This window comes from Neobacillus nitrireducens (genome assembly GCF_030915405.1).
Classification (GTDB): Bacteria; Bacillota; Bacilli; order Bacillales; family Cytobacillaceae; genus Neobacillus.
The window spans coordinates 4,549,873-4,567,271 of sequence record NZ_CP133262.1 but is presented as its reverse complement, the minus strand read 5'-3'; the positions used below and the strand labels follow the sequence as shown (position 1 = coordinate 4,567,271).

Below are 17,399 nucleotides of genomic sequence, written 5' to 3'. Positions count from 1 at the left end.
TGAGGTATTCTTTTACGAATCCTTATCCACCCACTTATACCCCAGTCCCCATACGGTTGTCAAATAATCGTCAACTGGAAATCCTGTTTTTCGCAATTTTTCCCGTAAGTTCCGAACATGGGAATCAATCGTCCGGTCCTCTGTCGGAGCCGCATACCCCCAAATTGTCGTTAATAGATGTTCCCGTGTAAACACTTTGTTTCGATTTTTCAGGAGAAGTGCTAATAACGAAAATTCCTTCGGTGTAACAGGAATGTGTTGATTCTTGTATGAAACATCAAAAGAATCCTCGTTTAAGGAAAGACCATTAAAGTCGGTTAATCCTTTCTGGCCTATTTGTCGCCTTAAAACAGCATCAATACGAGCAGTAAGCTCTTCTTCATCAAATGGCTTGGAGATATAATCATCTGCACCCATTTTTAAACCCTTTACAATATCATTTTTTTCACTGCGTGCGGTCAACATAATGATTGGGATATCCCAGTTTTTACGTATTTCCCTGCATGCTTCCCATCCGTCCATTTCCGGCATCATTACATCTAATAGGATCATATCTGCACTCTCTTCCTCCAAGTAACGAATAGCTTTTAAAGCGGAGGACATTTTAATGCATTTATAGCCTTTGGGTGTTAAATAAAGAGAAAGTAAATCTAACATTCTTGTTTCATCATCAACGAGTAGTATTTTTATCAATATCTTCCTCTCCCGCATATTAATTCTAAAGTAAATTATACTACAATCAAAAAATTAATAAGAGGAAAAAAATAAAAGCATCGACCAATTAAAGAAGGTCGATGCTTACTATCTATTCAACACTAATTTCAGCTGAAATAACGCAGCTGATTGCCGCAGTAATGACGATTGCCATGACAACCATGAACATACTCTCCACCCCTTAGATAGATCCTGTTCTTTATACTATGAATTTATCACATTTTCACAGTAGCTAACTTCGGGAAATGTGTATATTTTGTTAACAAACACCTGCGGCTATTAGCAATTTGATTTCACTATGATATTATTATGAACTTTTTTTCTTTGGTTTAAAAAACAGCGATATTAATAAAATATGGAGCGGCATTTTGTTTACCTCCTAATTTTTTGACTAGCTAGGTGGTATCCTTCGAAACCCAGAGACTAGCACCACGACCTTGCATAAGTAAAAACAACATAGTTAAAACCACCTTTCATTCTTTCAATTTTTTTCCTCTTTTACATCATGCGGTACATGGAGGCTTGGCGATCTTTGTTTTGTTCATAAAGTTTCTCAACCATTTCTTGGTGTGCAATTTCTTTCGGACTCAATCTACGTTTTTTAATCGTAATTGAAATGAAGAATATATTTAGGGTCATGTTTACCACCTCCTTTAAAAAAATCGTTGTAGTGCAATCACAACAAATTCAATTTATGCTCTACATATCCATAATGCTCTTAAAAAGGGCACAAAAAGGCCGCAGAAGAGAATCCCTGCGGCTCAGTGATTTTAGGCACAAAAATACCGCAAGGCGTCATCCTCCCTGCGGCATGGATATGTATAGTCACTTAATTAAAAATTAAGCAATCCATTCCAGTCTGGTCGAATGTTTGATATTCAAATATACAGTTTTCAATCCTACAGTTTTGCCAGTTAATGTTAACATCATTTTCTTCGACCTCCTCTTGGAATATTTTACTTACTACGGTAATTATATCCACACACCAATACTTTGTAAACCTTTTTGTGGAAATTTATTCAAATTAATGCAAAAGCCCAAAAGGTGTCAGGCACCATGTGAATTTTTCACATGGTGCCTGACACCCAATATATTATGAGTTTAGTGCGTTTTCCAGATCCTCGATGAGGTCTTCTACATCCTCAAGGCCCACTGAGATTCGGACAAGACCGTCTGTTATTCCTAATTCTGCTCGTCGTTCTGCAGGAATTGATGCATGTGTCATCCTTGCTGGAACTGAGATTAAGCTTTCAACTGCTCCAAGGCTTTCTGCTAATGTAAAATATTTTACCTTGCTTAGTAATTTGTCAGCATTTTCGGCACTTCCGACATCAAATGAAACCATTCCACCAAATCCTCTTGTTTGTTTTTTAGCAATCTGATGATTTGGGTGTGTTTCAATTCCAGGATAGTAAACTTTTTTCACATTTGAATGCCCTTGTAAAAATTCAACAATCGCTTTCGTATTAGCCTCCATCTCTTCCAAACGAACACCTAAAGTTCGAATCCCACGAATTAACAGATAGGAATCTTGCGGACCTAAGATGCCGCCCGTTGAATTTTGAACAAAATGAAGATCTTCCGCAAGCTTTTCGCTGTTGACCACAGCTAAACCTGCTACGACATCGCTGTGCCCGCCAAGGTATTTTGTCGCACTATGTACGACAATATCTGCACCAAGTTCGATTGGGTTTTGCCAATATGGTGTCGAAAACGTGTTATCGACAATGGTTAAAAGGTTATGTTCTTTCGCCAACTTTGCAACAGCTTCAATATCAGTAATCTTAAGAAGCGGGTTCGTAGGTGTTTCTAAATGAATGGCTTTTGTATTAGGTTTAATCGCCGTTAGGATATTTTCTGCTTTACTTGTATCAACAAACGTGGAATCAATTCCTAATCGATTCAATACTTTCGTCATGACACGGAACGAGCCTCCATAGACATCATCAGTTAAGATCACATGATCACCACTGTTAAACAGCATCATTACCGCTGTCATTGCAGCCATCCCAGAGCCAAAGGCAAATCCTGCTTTTCCCCCCTCCAGCTCTTTAATCAATTCCTCTAATGCATGTCTAGTCGGATTTCCCGTACGTGAATACTCAAAGCCTTTATGACCGCCGACACCTTCTTGCTTAAACGTACTAACTTGATAAATAGGGAAAGTAACTGCACCAGTTGCTGGGTCGTTACTAATTCCACCATGAATTAGTTGTGTTTTTCTTTTCATTCTATATTCCTCCTTCGAAAATCTTCTTGCTTAAATAGCGCTCACTTCCGTCAGGAAAGATCACCACGATATTGGTGCCTGACACTGCTTCTTCTGCTTCTTTAAGAGCAGCATAAAAAGCGGCACCAGAAGAACTGCCGACCAGAAGGCCTTCCTTCTCTGCTAATTCTTTTACGAGGTTGAAAGCAGTCGCATCTGGAACAGTATGAATAGTCTCAAAGTAGTCTGTATCCATAAATCCAGGCAAGAATTCCATTCCAATGCCTTCGGTTTTGTGGGGACCTGATTCTCCGCCGTTTAAGATTGATCCTTCTGGTTCAACGATGACTGTTTTTAATGCTTCCTTTTGCTCCTTTAAGTAACGAGCTGTCCCCATAAAGGTTCCGCCTGTCCCTGCTCCGGCAATAAAAATATCAATTTGACCGTCCATTTGATCCCAGAGTTCCGGGCCTAGCGATTTATAATACGTTGCTGGGTTCGCAGGGTTTGCAAATTGCTGCGGGCAGTATGCCCCTGGGATTTCCTTAAGAAGCTCCTCAGCCTTTGCAATCGCGCCCTTCATCCCCTTTTCTGTTGGCGTGTGCATAATTTTGGCGCCTAGGGCTTTCATCAGGTCTTGCTTTTCGATGCTGAATTTTTCTGGAACACATAATATTACCTGTATTCCTTTGTTTATCGCTGCAAGTGCTAAGCCAATCCCCGTATTCCCGGCAGTGGGTTCGATGACAGTACCGCCCGCCTGTAATTTCCCACTAGAAAAAGCTTCGTTTAACAGTTCGATGCCAAGACGGTCTTTTACACTCCCGCCAGGGTTCATAAATTCTAGTTTTGCAAAAATACGAACTCCTTCAGGCAAAGGAAACTGTGTAATCTCCACAATAGGTGTGTGCCCTATCAGTTCATGTACATTTTTGTAAACCTTCATTTTTACACCTCAATGAGCTATTTTAAAGCAGCTACCATTTTCATGACTAATGTCGCAGAATTAGTTGCCGCTTTATCGATAAATTGATCAAAAGAAACTTCAGATTCTTTTCCGGCAATATCAGAAAGCGAGCGAATAATCACAAAAGGTACTCCAAAACGATGAGCTACTTGTGCGATTGCTGCTGCTTCCATTTCCACGGCTTGCAGGTCATTAAATTTTGACCGAACAAAGTCGACTCTCGCTGGGTCCTCCATAAAGGAATCGCCCGTAACAATAAGGCCTTTCACAATTTGGAATTTTTCAAGTGCTGATGCAGCAGTTTCTGCGACGGAAATTAATTTTTCGTCTGCTAAAAATGCAGCCGGCAGCTGCGGAACCTGGCCATATTCATATCCAAAAGCTGTAACATCTACATCATGATGACGGACTTCTGTTGAAATGACGGCATCCCCAACATTGAGCGCAGGATTGAAGCCGCCTGCAGATCCCGTATTTATGATGCAATCAGGCTTATATTTTTCAAGCAGGATAGTGGTTGACATCGCGGCATTCACTTTACCAATTCCTGAGCGCAGCAATATCACATCCGCCCCATGCATTTTCCCAAAGGTAAATTCACAACCTGCTACGGTTTCTTGTGATTGATTATCAATATTGCTTCTAAGTAAAGTAACTTCTTCTTCCATTGCTCCGATAATTGCGATTTTCATACATTGACCTCTTTCTTATATTAATAATCAATATCAGATTTACTGCTTATAATCTTCCTCGGAACCATATATCGTATCCGCAAAGACTATTCTACTCTTTTTGAAAAAAGCATGCTACAATGTGCAGCCGATTCTCCAATAATTTCGGCTAAACAGAATCACCAATCCTATAAGTATACTATGAATTCGTAAAAAACCTGTTCCTAGTTATCATATTTTACAAATTCGTCAACAATTTTGTTGTACCAGGCCATTGAAATGTCTAAAATATTACCTAGTAGAAAGGATGATAGTATGAATTTTCAATTTGAACTTATTGAGGATAAAATAGAATTTTTCGAAGCCACTAATCTAAAAACATTGCAAAAAAAGATTGAATCTCAAATTGATGAAAATAAGGCAATTCTTCTTTCTGTTCATTCCGTTTCCCACCAAATGCATGTGAATGAAAATGGTCAGATGTATTTTTCCGCGGTGGTTCATTTTAAGAAGAAATAAATTTCAGCAAAAAACCTCTCGAAATTTCGAGAGGTTTCCAACATGCATTACCATCCTACTTCGCCAGTTCTTCCACCTTAGTTGGTTTCCATCCTTGACCGTCCACCCATTGAAGATAAACATTATACTTTTGTTGTTTATCTTTTGAAGTTACCGTACTAAACGAGCCATTTGTTGTAGATTTATCTCTACCCAGCCAATACACTGTCATATTGCTTTTGTCTAAACCAGTGGCATAGGAAATGGCATTTAGCATCTCCTGCCAGTCAACCGAAGATTGATCATAAACAGGGGTATGTTCGCCTGTTTGTGAAGTCCCAACTGGCTGCCATGCCGGATTTTCGATGGTCTTTACAGCATTCGACGAGCCGCCCTCCGTCACCACCTCCTGAGATTTATCTGCAGCATCGGGAGTTGTAGCCTCTTCTGATGATGTCTCATCCTCTGGTGCTGTAACATCTTCACTTGGTTCCTCTTCCCCGACTGTAGTATCCGTTGTATTCTCATCACCGGCAGCGGTAGTAGCTTCTTCTGCCTCTTTCTGATCTGTATTCTCTTTATTTGCCGTTTCCTTTTGCTCTGTTTTTGTAATTTCCTTTTTTGGAGCAGCCTTGTCATTTCCAGTAGCAAAGATATTATATGCGACAAAAATTATCAGTAAGAGCACAACGATAATTAAACTATTTAAGACGATATTAGTCTTTTTTCTTTTCGTACGGTAACCTGAACGCGAATTAGAATTCAAATCATTTGTCAAATTAATTCCCTCCCAAAATAAAATACGGAAGCTCCTCAAAGGATACGGAGCCAGACATTTATAGACTCTCAATATTCTAACATGATTTTATGAGAACTTGAAGGAAAAACCATTATCTATTGCATGCCGTTATCATTTTCATACAACATTTTAACGATATCAGCAAACAATAAATTAACCCCTCCTTCTGAATCCAATACATCCAAATTCACTGCCACAAGTGCATATTTGGGATTATCATACGGGAAATAACCTGCGAACCATTTGTTATGCAGTTGCTTTCCAGCTTGATACTTTCCAGTTTCTGCCGTCCCTGATTTACCTGCTACCGCATAGGGCAATTCCTTGAACCATCTTCCCGTTCCGTCCGGGTTCAAGACAACTTCACGCAATAACCTTTGCAACTTCATCGCAGTATAGGGTGAAATGGTATCTCCTTGTAAGCTTTGCTCTTGAAAATTAACCATCGTAGTGCCATTTTTGTACTCAATTTTTGATACGGCTCTAACCATCTCCTTTTCACCACCTCTTGCAATCGTCGCCATCATATTAGCAACAGCTAAAGGCGTAGCCCGAACCTCATGTTGTCCAATTCCGGTCATTGCGGCGAAATTAGCGTCCTTCTTAGCATCCTCCGACAGAAATACTCTTCCTTTATCTTCTTCCGCCAACTGTTTAAAATTATTGGTGTGATAGATATCCCCCTGCCAGCCAACAGACCCGGTAAGAGACAGTTTTTCAGCATAATCTTCTAAAAGGTTTGGATTTATTTTTTGTAATTCTTTTGCTAGTTCTCCAAACGTCCGATTACAGCTCCTTGCAAAGCTATTCGTGAAATCCAACATCCCATAATTATAGATTAACTCTGGTTTACCATTAATTTTTTTACTGCAGTCAAACAGACGCTTCGAATTATCCAGATTATGGTCTATGGCCGCAGCAGCTACAACTGTTTTAAAAACTGAACCCATGATCTGCTGTTTGAGCATCATATTCGTCATACCAGAACCATTGTAGGGGTCATTTTTATTTATTGTTGGCCTTGATACCAGTGACAGTACACTATTATCCTTAATATTAAGGAGTACGAGTCCTCCTTTTTTAATCTGATAGTGATCAACTAACTCTTCCGCTCTTTGTTGAAGTGTCTTATCCAGGGTTGTCCGAATATTGACTGGATAAAACGGATTGGCCGGATCTACATATCTTACATTAATTCCAAACAGAGGTGCACCACCGCCATCGACATGATATACCAGCTTTGATTTACCTTCAGGAAGCAGGAATTCATCAAAGCTCTCCTCCAGCCCTGACACACCAATCAAGGTTTTCTCCGATAGCTCTTTATTTGGATATCGCTTCATTAATTCTTTAGAATTTTCTCCTGTCAGACCAATCAGCTGTTCAGCTGGAACTTGAGAACGTTCAAACTTTTTTTCAATCGCAAAGACTCCCGGAATTTTTAAGCGATTGATTCTTTCCATTTGTGAACTAGTCAGTTCATATGGTTCAGGTTCGCCATAGGCAAAAGGTTTTTTCGCCCCTTCCACTGCCATTTCAAGGGTATTAACGGGTATTCCGGAAATGTTTGAAACCTGGTCCGCGTCCCAATCCATTTTTTTCAAGAAAGGGAAAAGGACAAGAACTGCCACCTTTTTGTGTGTGAGCATTGCACCTCTTCGGTCAAGAAAGTTCCCTCTGCCATTATCAATAACCAGCTCTTGCGTTCTTTGTTTGACACTTTCCTCAAGTAGATTTATGTTATGTTTAGAAAAAGTCTCTGTCTCAATTAACTGAATTTGCATTAAACGCCCTAATAGCAACAACAAACCTGTAATAGAAATAATCAGCCACCCAATCGCTCTTTTTCGCCACATAAAAAACACCTCGTCAAAAGTTTTGACGAGGTTTTCTTATTTCAAACAATGAATCAAATGATAAACCAAAAATAGTTATAATTACAATTATTTAATTTTAGTAATTCTAACGCTCATTTCTCCGCCTGGAGTTTGAACGGATACTTGATCGCCTACTTTTTTACCTAAAAGGCTTTTGGCGATAGGTGAATCGTTTGATATCTTTCCTTCAAATGGGTCAGCTTCCGCGCTTCCAACAATAGAATACGTTTCTTCATCACCATCTGGGAGCTCAATAAATGTAACAGAACTTCCTAATGTCACAGAGTCACTAGCCATAGCAGCCTCTGCAATGATTTTAGCATTGCGAACCATATTTTCTAATGTTGTGATACGGCCTTCAACAAAGGCCTGTTCTTCCTTCGCAGAATCATACTCGGAATTTTCAGATAGGTCCCCGAAACTTCTCGCAATTTTAATTCTTTCAACCACTTCTTTACGTTTCACTGATTTTAAGTATTCTAGTTCCTGGACCAGTTTATCTTTACCTGCTTGTGTCATTGGAAATACTTTCTCTGTAGCCAAAACCCTCACTCCTTCTAGTCATTAAGAATTGTGTATGTAATATATGTAATATTATGCCATTCAGCAAAATAGATAGTAGCGCGTCCTCTTATAAAAGGGCGCGCGACAAAAATATTTTTTTCAATATGAAATTTCCATTTAGATATTCCTTTTGCTATTGTTTCATAAAAATGACTTTTGTTCAAGAATTGTTTGAATTTTTGTGACCATTAAATCAATTGCGACATGATTATGGCCGCCCTCAGGGATAATAATATCTGCATATCGCTTCGTTGGCTCAATAAATTGATTATGCATCGGACGAACCACATTTAAATATTGTTCAATGACGGAATCAAAGGTCCGACCGCGGTCCCTAATATCACGAGTTAAACGGCGGATAATTCTTAAATCCGCATCCGTATCCACGTACAATTTAATGTCCATTAAATCTCGAAGCCGCTCGTCCTCAAGAACTAAGATTCCCTCCAAAATGATTACATCCTGCGGTTCAACAGGAATGACTTTGTCTGAACGCGTATGGATTGAATAATCATAAACAGGCTTTTGAATGGTCTCATAGCGCAATAGCTTTTCAATATGTTCAATCAGTAAGCTATTATCAAAGGCTAGCGGGTGATCATAGTTTGTTTTTAGACGTTCTTCAAAGGGTAAATTACTCTGATCCTTATAATAATAATCCTGTTCAAGTACCAGAATAGAATGCTCTTTCAGACTCTCATAAATAGCTTTTGTGACACTGGTTTTTCCGGAGCCGGAGCCGCCGGTTACACCAATAACAACCGGTTTGCGCATCATGCTAGTTCTCCTTTCGCATCATGTTGTTTGGGTAGACCGGTTTGTTCAATTTAAACTGTACAATTTGAAGCGGATGTCTTGCTGCATCCAATTCATTACCTTTATCATCCCAGATTTTATCAATAACATGGGTAAAGTTTTCAATTTCAGGTCCGAAAAATTCTACTTCTTCCCCAGGTTTAAAATGATTCCGTTGTTGAAGGGTCACCATGTTAGTTTCCTCGTTATAATCAAGGACAAGGCCTACAAACTCAAAATTTGTCTTCTTGCTATGATTACCAAACATTTGCTCTTTATACCCGGGCACACCTTCAAAAAATGCTGGTGCAGTTTCCCTATTGGCACATTTGTCTAGTTCCATTAGCCAGTCTTTCTGGATCACAAAATTCTCAGGGGCTGCGCAATAAGCATCAATCACTTTCCGATAAACACTGACAACCGTTGCGATATAATGAATCGATTTCATTCGGCCTTCGATTTTTAAGCTGTCGATTCCTAGCTCAATCATTTTGGGAATGGATTGAATTAAATTTAGATCCATGGGACTCATGGCAAACGGATCGTCATTATCTCCTTGAAAGGCCACTTCAGAATGGTTATCTTCGAGCTTATATAGATCATAATTCCAACGGCATGACTGACAGCAGCCACCTCGGTTTGAATCCCGCGCTGTCATATGATTACTTAACGTACAGCGTCCAGAATAAGCGATACACATTGCTCCATGAACAAAGGTTTCAATCTCAACATCGACCTTTTCCTTCATTTCTCTGATTTCTTCTGCGCCTACCTCACGGGCTAAAACAACACGTTCTGCACCTGATTCCTTCCAAAACTTAGCCGTTTGCCAATTCGTAATCGATTGCTGCGTACTGATATGGATTTCAATCTCTGGTGCAAGTCGGCGGCAAGTTTCAATTATAAGCGGATCGGCGACAATAATTCCTGCAATCCCTGACTCTTTCAGGCCTTGAATGTATGTCTCTAGGCCGGCAATATTTTCATTGTGAGCAAAAATGTTTGTGGTCACATAAATTTTAGCTCCGTATTTCTTAGCAAACTCCACTCCTTCTTTCATTTCTTCGAAGGTAAAGTTATCTGCGTTTGAACGGAGGCCATATTCTTGGCCACCAATAAAAACAGCATCTGCACCATAATGGACCGCAATTTTTAATTTTTCAAGATTACCTGCAGGAGCAAGGAGTTCCGGCTTCTTGACAATGATACGTTTTCCATCGATAATTTCAGAAATCTTATCTTTAACGGTATTCACGATTTTGAACTCCTCCCTTAATATACTGTCTCTTTGAAATAGAACCCTGTATCTAATGGACGATTGGCTGGCTGGATTTCCTCGATAGCAGCTAATAATTCATCCTTTTGTTCATCATATAAATCAGGATCTTCGAAAAATAAATCAATCGCCTTGCGATAGAGTTTCGTTACGGCAAGAATATATTCTGAACTCTTCAAGATTCCGTCTATTTTAAACGAATCCACACCAGCTTCTAACATCTCCTGAAGCTCATCAATGATACAAATATCATTAGGACTCATAATATGTGTTCCATTTGCATCCTCAAAAACTGGATATTTATTATTGCGTTCTTCGTCGTGTAAGAACATATTCTTTTGGGTTTTACGATTTTCTATTTCCATGACTTTTCCTTGATACTCAAAATAGTTACCAAGAAGTGAGCGTTTTGATTGGAACATACAGCTCATTCCATGAACCTGTACCTCAATCTCCACTTCTGTATTTTCTTTTATCTCAACAATCGCATCCATGTTGATTTCACGTGCTAAAACGGATCTTTTTGCCCCTTTTTTGCCCCAATAGTTGCAAGAAAACCAATTCGTACCGAGTGTTTCCGTACTCCAATGAAGCTTCATCTCTGGAGCACTTTCTCTTGCCGTCATCAAAACGGCTGGATCACCAAAGATAATGGCATCAGCTTTAGCAGACGCTGCAAATTGAAGATAATCGCCGAGTTCTGCCATTTTTTCATTATGAAAAATCCCATTCATTGCCACATAAACTTTTTTCCCTTTGCTATGAGCTAGCTCGATCGCCTTTTGAACATCTTCACGGTTGAATTCACCAGCAAGTCGTAATCCAAACCGCTGTTCACCAACTACAAATGCGTCAGCACCCGCTTCAGATAATGGCAAGATGTCATTGATAGTTACTGGTGTTACAAGTAATTCAGGCTTTTTCATATCCTCTCACCTCTTCGTTTACTAATCGCAACCCCATCCCCAACGGGTAGAATGACAGAGTTAAAACCTGGATGATTTAATAACCAATGGTTAAATTCATCAATCTTTTTAACGAGATTACGGATTCTTTTTGATTCAATTTCGGGTTCAGCGACAAGGCCTTTAAACAAAACATTATCAGTAATAATCATTCCATCAGTTGTTAAATATTTTGAATAGATTTCAAAAAACTTTTTATACTGACCTTTTGCTGCATCAATAAAAATTACATCAAACGGGGCATGTCCACTTACGGCTTCCTCAACTTCTAGTGCATCCCCTTTGATCAATGTGATCTGATTCCTATGTTCAGAACGGCTGATAAACTGTTCAGCCACATCTACACGTTCCATATCGCGCTCGATTGTAATGATATGTGCATTTGGGAGCGCCTCTGCCATTCGTAAAGCAGAGTAACCAATCGCGGTTCCCACCTCAAGTATTTTCTCTGATTCGTGAATTCGTAATAATTGCAGCATGGTTTCTATACCTGCCAGCTCCATAATAGGAACATTATGAACACTTGCGTAATTCTCCATTTCTGTTAACAATGGATTACGGTCCGAAATCAAACCTTCAATATAAGAATGCAGCTTCGCATTTAACAAGCTGCCCTCACCTCTATCCCTATTAAGAATTGTTTAAGCAGCGCACAATTCACTAAGTCAAATACTTTTTATTATCTCTATAGATCATACTATTTAGACATGAAAAAATAGCGTTCACAGTAATCTTTGGCATTGACGGTTAAAATCCGACATAATGCGTTGCAGGCAGCTGCGGCCAGGTTACCTTACTGTGAGTTACGCTATAGAACAATTTATTAAAACACTTGAACTATTTTATCATAATTCACTCTTAGATTTCAATAGAAAAACGGAGGAATGCTCACATTTCCCCCGTTAAGTATTATTTTTTACTGGTAATATGCTTTGCTTTTTCCTTATTATGCTCTTCCAATGTTTTTGTAAAAATAACATCACCATCCGATGTAGCTAGGAAATAGTAATAATCAGTTTTCTCTGGCTCAAGTGATGCTTCAATCGAAGCTTTTCCTGCATTGGCGATGGGTCCTGGTGGAAGACCAGTATTTTTATAAGTGTTATAGGGTGAATCAACTTCTAAATCCTCATATAATACCCTCTCTTTGTGTTTCCCTTGTGCATAGAGGACGGTTGGATCGGTTTGGAGCATCATCCCTTTTTTCATCCGATTGTAAAAAACACTCGCAATCGTTTTACGATCAGCCTTTTCAGTCGCTTCCTCTTCAACCAAGGAGGCCATCGTTAACAATTGATGGACGGAAAGGTTTTTCTTCTTACTTTCTTCAGAATAAGCTAATACAACTTTTCGAGTTTGATTTAACATGGCAGTAACCATTTCCTCAACAGAGGGATTCTGTTTATAAAAAGGATAGGTTGCCGGGTATAAATAACCTTCCAGAGGATATTTTACTGATGAATTTAAGATTTCCTCTGTTAATATATCCGGATATTTAGCCATAAGGGTTTTAATAAATTCGATGTTGTTTAATTTATTAAGAACATCTTCTTGTTTTTGTTTTGTTGCTTTCGCCATCATCGCTGCAATTTCTTCGAGTTGCTTTCCTTCAGGTATGGTAAGTTTGAAGCTGGCTTTTGCCATTACCTTACCCGTTTTCAAACGGCTTACGATTTCGGGAACATCCATAGAAGGACTTAATTGATACTCCCCTGCCATAAACCCGGCTTCATTCTTTAGTTTTACATAATATTTAAATACTTTGGCACTTTTTATAATTCCATGTGATTGTAATGTTTCACCAATCCCTGTCACTGATGAGCCTATCGGTATATCCACTTTTTTTAGGGTCTTACTATCTGCATCAACCGGTTTGAGGGCTGAATCTATGTACAAATATCCACCACCACTAATTAAGACGATTAATAATAGCAATAAAATTGAAATAACTAAAACAATCTTTCTGACTACTTTTGCTTCACTTTGATGTTCAAGCATTTTTTTACGAATTACATCTTTTTTGTCTGTTGTCATTTGACTCCCCCTTCCCAAACGACCAATGGGACTCTCTTGTTTTGTAAACTACTAAATCAGTAAGATAAAAAATATACATCTTAATTATTTCAGCACATAGCATGAAAAATGTCAATTTATCAATAAATTTGTCGGATATATTGAGTCAATTACACAAAAAAACCGGCCATTTAAAATCAGCCGGTTTCATGTTTTATTCTTCTTCTGCTTCTTGATCTTCATTGAAGGTATTGAACACTTCTTCAATCATGTCCCATTCCTCGTCCGTTTCAATCTGCATTAACGGGCCATATCCGCCGTCTTCTGTAGGAATATAGGCATAGACATGAATATCTACATCTTCTTCTTCATCATCAAAAGATCCTACGGGATAAAAAAACACATAAGATTTTTCGAATTCATCGGAATCAAAAGTAAAAAGTACTTCGTGTAATTGTTCGTTACCATTTTCATCTACTAGGGTAATAAATTGTTCTTCATCATGTTCTGTTTCGTGATTGTGTGCCATTCTTTCACCTCATTAATTTTTGCTATCCAGATAGCCTTGCAGAATCATCACTGCAGCCATCTTATCAATTACCTTCTTACGTTTTTTTCGACTTACATCAGCCTCAAGTAACACGCGCTCAGCTGCCATTGTTGTTAGACGCTCATCCCAAAGGACCGTTGGTACTGCGAATTGATTTTCAATTTCTCTTGCAAATTGCATACTCGCTTCTGCACGCGGTCCAATCGTCCCGTTCATGTTCTTAGGCAGACCGATAACAACCGTATCTACTTGATACTCTTTTATTAATTGACCAATTTCCTCAAAACCAAACACACTTTTTTCTTCATTGATTTTGAGAGTCGTGAGGCCCTGGGCAGTCCAGCCAAATTCATCGCTTAACGCAACGCCGACTGTCTTAGTGCCTACATCTAAACCCAATACGCGCATTCATTAACCCTCTCGCTGTTGTTTAAGATAGGATTTTACCAATTCCTCAATAATTTCATCACGTTCAAGCTTGCGAATTATATTGCGGGCATCACGATGACGTGGAATATAGGCAGGATCCCCTGATAATAGATAACCAACAATTTGGTTAATCGGATTATAGCCCTTTTCCTGCAAAGCTTCATACACTTGAAGAAGAACATCATTTATATCGTGTTCAAATGGTTCTTCAGGAAAATTAAATCGCATCGTTTTGTCAAATGAGCTCATTGCATGCACCTCGCTTTTTATTTGAGGAAAATTATACTAATTAACTTCATTTTACACTACTTTGTCCTATTATCAAATGGATTTTACCCATTCCTCTACGAACTGAAGCGCCGCTTCCAGCTTTTCAGGATCTTTACCGCCAGCCTGAGCCATGTCAGGACGCCCGCCGCCGCCGCCGCCGCAACGAGAAGCAACTTCTTTGATTAACTTGCCGGCATGATACCCTTTTTCAATTAAATCCTTGGTAACTGCCGCAATTAAATTAACCTTACCTTCATGGGCGCTCCCTAGAACAATCACAACAGAGCCCAGTTTTTGCTTCAAATCATCTGCCATATTTCTCAGGTTAGTCATATCAGCACCTTGAACATTTGCTGCCAGCACTGTTACTCCATCAATTTCTTTCGCCTTTGATACGAGGTTTCCAGCTTCGATATTTCCAAGCTTCGTTGCAAGCGATTCGTTTTCTCTGTGAAGTTGTTTGATTTCGAGCATTAAACTATCAATTCGGTTAACAATTTCTTTAGGACTGGTTTTTAGTTTTTCAGCAGCATCCTTTAATAAGGTCACCTGCTCATTTAATGACTTATATGCCGATTCACCTGTCACGGCTTCAATCCTTCTCGTACCGGCACCAATTCCGCCTTCAGAGATAATTTTAAATAACCCAATCACAGATGTATTCGGAACATGACAGCCGCCGCAAAGTTCAAGGCTGTAATCGCCAACTCTTACAACACGGACAATATCACCATATTTTTCACCAAAAAGAGCCATTGCTCCCATTGCTTTTGCTTCAGCAATTGGCTTTAAACTGATATTGAGCTCAATATTTCTCCAAATCTTTTCATTGACGATTTTTTCAACTTGTTCAAGCTCTTCTGGTTTAATTTGACCAAAATGCGAAAAGTCAAAGCGGAGACGATCTGGTTCAACTAGTGAACCCGCTTGATTTACATGTTCGCCAAGAACATCTTTTAATGCTTGGTGTAACAAATGGGTCGCTGTATGATTTTTAATAATCTTGACACGGTTCTCAGCATCAACTTCAGCCTTCACCTTGTCGTTTGTCTTTAATGTTCCCGATTTAACAATGACTTGGTGAAGGTTTTGACCATTTGGTGCTTTTTGAACGTCCTTAACAGTGACGCTCGATCCAACACCTTCGATTGACCCACGGTCAGCAATTTGTCCGCCGCTCTCTGCATAGAAAGGTGTCACATCTAATATTAATTGGACTTCCTCACCAGTTGATGCCGCATCAACAAGTTCACCATTTTTAATAATAGCTGCCACAGTAGAATTCGTTTGAAGTTCGTCGTAGCCAACGAATTTACTTTCAACCTTCACATCTCGAAGGACTCCGCCTTGAACCTGCATGGAATCGACATCTTGTCTTGCGGCCCGGGCACGTTCACGCTGCTGCTCCATTTCTACCTCAAAGCCGGCATGGTCCACTTTCATTCCTTCTTCTTCAGCGTATTCCTCCGTTAATTCAACAGGGAATCCGTATGTGTCATAAAGTCGGAAAATATCAGCACCCGTAATGGTATCACTGCCCATTTCTTTTTCCTTTTTAATCACATTACCAAGAATCGCTAGGCCTTCATGAAGGGTTTCATGGAAGCGTTCTTCCTCACTTTTGATCACTTTTTGAATAAAATCGGTTTTGTCCTTTACTTCCGGATAGAAATCGTCCATAATTTCGCCTACAACTGGCACGAGTTCATACATGAATGGACGATTAATATTAATTTGTTTGGCATACCGAACAGCTCTGCGAAGGAGACGGCGAAGCACATATCCGCGGCCTTCGTTTGATGGGAGTGCTCCATCGCCGACAGCAAAGGCAACGGTACGAATATGGTCAGCAATGACTTTAAAAGCCACATCTGTTTCTTTGTTCTGACCGTATTTCTCACCGGAAATTTCTTCTGTTGCGCGAATGATCGGGATAAATAAATCTGTATCAAAATTGGTAGGGACATTTTGAACAACCGAAGCCATCCGTTCCAATCCCATTCCGGTATCTATATTTTTCTTTGGCAGCGGTGTATAGGTGCCATCTGGATTATGATTGAATTGAGAAAACACTAGGTTCCAAACTTCAAGATAACGGTCATTTTCACCACCAGGATAAAGCTCAGGGTCTGTTGGGTCGTTGCCATACTCTGGTCCGCGATCATAGAAAATTTCTGTATTCGGACCGCTTGGACCTTCCCCTATATCCCAGAAGTTCCCTTCTAGACGAATAATACGTTCTTCAGGGAGACCAATAGTGTTATGCCAAATATCATAAGCCTCATTGTCCTCGGGATGGATGGTAACCGAAAGAAGTTCAGGATCCCAGCCTATCCATTTTTCAGACGTTAAGAATTCCCATGCCCACTCAATCGCTTCCACTTTAAAATATTCACCAATCGAGAAGTTACCAAGCATTTCAAAGAATGTATGGTGACGAGCTGTTTTCCCAACATTTTCAATATCGTTGGTTCTGATGGACTTCTGTGCATTGGTAATTCTCGGATTTTCGGGAACCACTCGTCCATCAAAATATTTCTTTAAAGTTGCCACCCCACTGTTAATCCATAATAGTGATGGATCATCATGTGGTACTAGTGATGCACTCGGTTCAATCGTATGACCCTTTTCTTTACTAAAAAACTCTAAAAACATCGAACGAATTTGTGAACCTGTTAAATTTTTCATTGTATTAGACCTCCCTTATTTATGTAAAAAAGCATACAAAAAAGCCCTCATCCCAAAAAACAGGGACGAGAGCTTGTCTCGCGGTACCACCCTGATTACGGATACAAAAATATA

The 17,399-nt window shown here is 39.4% G+C and carries 18 protein-coding genes and 1 other annotated feature (1 of these 19 running past the window's edge); of the genes, 1 reads left to right on the top strand and 17 read right to left on the bottom strand.

The window, feature by feature from the left end:
- Nucleotides 1–12 precede the first annotated feature (12 nt).
- From RCG22_RS22185 to mtnN, 5 genes are all read right to left on the bottom strand, one after another.
- Nucleotides 13–693 (bottom strand): response regulator transcription factor, encoded by a 681-nt coding sequence (locus RCG22_RS22185; protein ID WP_098259608.1) that lies wholly within the window; start codon nucleotides 691–693, stop codon nucleotides 13–15.
- Between the two features lie 519 nt (nucleotides 694–1,212).
- Complete coding sequence (locus RCG22_RS22180; RefSeq protein ID WP_082797307.1) at nucleotides 1,213–1,353, bottom strand: YrzI family small protein; 141 nt, start codon at nucleotides 1,351–1,353, stop codon at nucleotides 1,213–1,215.
- Between the two features lie 454 nt (nucleotides 1,354–1,807).
- Nucleotides 1,808–2,944, bottom strand: a complete 1,137-nt coding sequence (locus RCG22_RS22175) for a bifunctional cystathionine gamma-lyase/homocysteine desulfhydrase (RefSeq protein WP_166253509.1) — start codon at nucleotides 2,942–2,944, stop codon at nucleotides 1,808–1,810.
- Nucleotide 2,945: 1 nt separating this feature from the next.
- Complete coding sequence (locus RCG22_RS22170; RefSeq protein ID WP_308104739.1) at nucleotides 2,946–3,869, bottom strand: PLP-dependent cysteine synthase family protein; 924 nt, start codon at nucleotides 3,867–3,869, stop codon at nucleotides 2,946–2,948.
- 17 nt (nucleotides 3,870–3,886) lie between these two features.
- Nucleotides 3,887–4,582: a 5'-methylthioadenosine/S-adenosylhomocysteine nucleosidase gene (gene mtnN, locus RCG22_RS22165; RefSeq protein ID WP_308104738.1), complete on the bottom strand. Its 696-nt coding sequence runs from the start codon at nucleotides 4,580–4,582 to the stop codon at nucleotides 3,887–3,889.
- A 294-nt stretch (nucleotides 4,583–4,876) separates the two neighbouring features.
- Between mtnN and RCG22_RS22160 the strand changes: the two genes are divergently transcribed.
- The gene (locus tag RCG22_RS22160) at nucleotides 4,877–5,080 is read left to right on the top strand and encodes a DUF2536 family protein (protein ID WP_098259612.1); all 204 of its coding nucleotides are present in this window, start codon (nucleotides 4,877–4,879) and stop codon (nucleotides 5,078–5,080) included.
- 55 nt (nucleotides 5,081–5,135) lie between these two features.
- On the opposite strand, the gene RCG22_RS22155 is transcribed toward RCG22_RS22160, so the two are convergent.
- The 12 genes from RCG22_RS22155 to alaS form a co-directional block, all read right to left on the bottom strand.
- Nucleotides 5,136–5,837, bottom strand: a complete 702-nt coding sequence (locus RCG22_RS22155) for a YrrS family protein (RefSeq protein ID WP_308104737.1) — start codon at nucleotides 5,835–5,837, stop codon at nucleotides 5,136–5,138.
- 116 nt (nucleotides 5,838–5,953) lie between these two features.
- Nucleotides 5,954–7,714, bottom strand: a complete 1,761-nt coding sequence (locus RCG22_RS22150) for a peptidoglycan D,D-transpeptidase FtsI family protein (protein WP_308104736.1) — start codon at nucleotides 7,712–7,714, stop codon at nucleotides 5,954–5,956.
- 87 nt (nucleotides 7,715–7,801) lie between these two features.
- Nucleotides 7,802–8,278: a transcription elongation factor GreA gene (gene greA, locus RCG22_RS22145; RefSeq protein ID WP_066257768.1), complete on the bottom strand. Its 477-nt coding sequence runs from the start codon at nucleotides 8,276–8,278 to the stop codon at nucleotides 7,802–7,804.
- Between the two features lie 162 nt (nucleotides 8,279–8,440).
- A complete protein-coding gene (udk, locus tag RCG22_RS22140) occupies nucleotides 8,441–9,076 on the bottom strand; it encodes a uridine kinase (RefSeq protein ID WP_308104735.1) in 636 nt (211 codons plus the stop codon).
- Nucleotide 9,077: 1 nt separating this feature from the next.
- On the bottom strand, nucleotides 9,078–10,349 hold the full coding sequence (locus RCG22_RS22135) for a peptidase U32 family protein (RefSeq protein WP_308104734.1): 1,272 nt from the start codon (nucleotides 10,347–10,349) through the stop codon (nucleotides 9,078–9,080).
- A gap of 17 nt (nucleotides 10,350–10,366) precedes the next feature.
- On the bottom strand, nucleotides 10,367–11,296 hold the full coding sequence (locus RCG22_RS22130; protein ID WP_308104733.1) for a peptidase U32 family protein: 930 nt from the start codon (nucleotides 11,294–11,296) through the stop codon (nucleotides 10,367–10,369).
- Nucleotides 11,293–11,943 carry an O-methyltransferase gene (locus RCG22_RS22125; protein WP_308104732.1) on the bottom strand — a complete coding sequence of 217 codons (651 nt, stop codon included), beginning with the start codon at nucleotides 11,941–11,943 and terminating at the stop codon, nucleotides 11,293–11,295. Before RCG22_RS22125 ends, RCG22_RS22130 begins: the two co-directional genes overlap by 4 nt.
- A 301-nt stretch (nucleotides 11,944–12,244) precedes the next feature.
- Nucleotides 12,245–13,369 (bottom strand): endolytic transglycosylase MltG, encoded by a 1,125-nt coding sequence (gene mltG / locus RCG22_RS22120; RefSeq protein ID WP_308104731.1) that lies wholly within the window; start codon nucleotides 13,367–13,369, stop codon nucleotides 12,245–12,247.
- A gap of 193 nt (nucleotides 13,370–13,562) precedes the next feature.
- On the bottom strand, nucleotides 13,563–13,877 hold the full coding sequence (locus tag RCG22_RS22115; protein WP_098259620.1) for a DUF1292 domain-containing protein: 315 nt from the start codon (nucleotides 13,875–13,877) through the stop codon (nucleotides 13,563–13,565).
- Nucleotides 13,878–13,889: 12 nt separating this feature from the next.
- Nucleotides 13,890–14,306, bottom strand: a complete 417-nt coding sequence (gene ruvX, locus RCG22_RS22110) for a Holliday junction resolvase RuvX (protein ID WP_098259621.1) — start codon at nucleotides 14,304–14,306, stop codon at nucleotides 13,890–13,892.
- Nucleotides 14,307–14,309: 3 nt separating this feature from the next.
- The gene (locus RCG22_RS22105; RefSeq protein WP_066257787.1) at nucleotides 14,310–14,576 is read right to left on the bottom strand and encodes an IreB family regulatory phosphoprotein; all 267 of its coding nucleotides are present in this window, start codon (nucleotides 14,574–14,576) and stop codon (nucleotides 14,310–14,312) included.
- 72 nt (nucleotides 14,577–14,648) lie between these two features.
- Nucleotides 14,649–17,285, bottom strand: coding sequence for an alanine--tRNA ligase (gene alaS, locus RCG22_RS22100; protein WP_308104730.1), 2,637 nt, complete (start codon nucleotides 17,283–17,285; stop codon nucleotides 14,649–14,651).
- Between the two features lie 58 nt (nucleotides 17,286–17,343).
- Nucleotides 17,344–17,399, bottom strand: a binding site (T-box leader); it runs 171 nt beyond the window's last position.

What these genes read in the sequence shown, in the direction of transcription:
- RCG22_RS22150 (WP_308104736.1), bottom strand. Translation starts at nt 7,714, where the DNA reads ATGTGGCGAAAAAGAGCGATTGGGTGGCTGATTATTTCTATTACAGGT.
- mltG (WP_308104731.1), bottom strand. Translation starts at nt 13,369, where the DNA reads ATGACAACAGACAAAAAAGATGTAATTCGTAAAAAAATGCTTGAACAT.
- udk (WP_308104735.1), bottom strand. Translation starts at nt 9,076, where the DNA reads ATGATGCGCAAACCGGTTGTTATTGGTGTAACCGGCGGCTCCGGCTCC.
- ruvX (WP_098259621.1), bottom strand. Translation starts at nt 14,306, where the DNA reads ATGCGCGTATTGGGTTTAGATGTAGGCACTAAGACAGTCGGCGTTGCG.
- alaS (WP_308104730.1), bottom strand. Translation starts at nt 17,285, where the DNA reads ATGAAAAATTTAACAGGTTCACAAATTCGTTCGATGTTTTTAGAGTTT.
- RCG22_RS22175 (WP_166253509.1), bottom strand. Translation starts at nt 2,944, where the DNA reads ATGAAAAGAAAAACACAACTAATTCATGGTGGAATTAGTAACGACCCA.
- RCG22_RS22160 (WP_098259612.1), top strand. Translation starts at nt 4,877, where the DNA reads ATGAATTTTCAATTTGAACTTATTGAGGATAAAATAGAATTTTTCGAA.
- RCG22_RS22130 (WP_308104733.1), bottom strand. Translation starts at nt 11,296, where the DNA reads ATGAAAAAGCCTGAATTACTTGTAACACCAGTAACTATCAATGACATC.
- RCG22_RS22105 (WP_066257787.1), bottom strand. Translation starts at nt 14,576, where the DNA reads ATGAGCTCATTTGACAAAACGATGCGATTTAATTTTCCTGAAGAACCA.
- RCG22_RS22170 (WP_308104739.1), bottom strand. Translation starts at nt 3,869, where the DNA reads ATGAAGGTTTACAAAAATGTACATGAACTGATAGGGCACACACCTATT.
- mtnN (WP_308104738.1), bottom strand. Translation starts at nt 4,582, where the DNA reads ATGAAAATCGCAATTATCGGAGCAATGGAAGAAGAAGTTACTTTACTT.
- RCG22_RS22115 (WP_098259620.1), bottom strand. Translation starts at nt 13,877, where the DNA reads ATGGCACACAATCACGAAACAGAACATGATGAAGAACAATTTATTACC.
- RCG22_RS22180 (WP_082797307.1), bottom strand. Translation starts at nt 1,353, where the DNA reads ATGACCCTAAATATATTCTTCATTTCAATTACGATTAAAAAACGTAGA.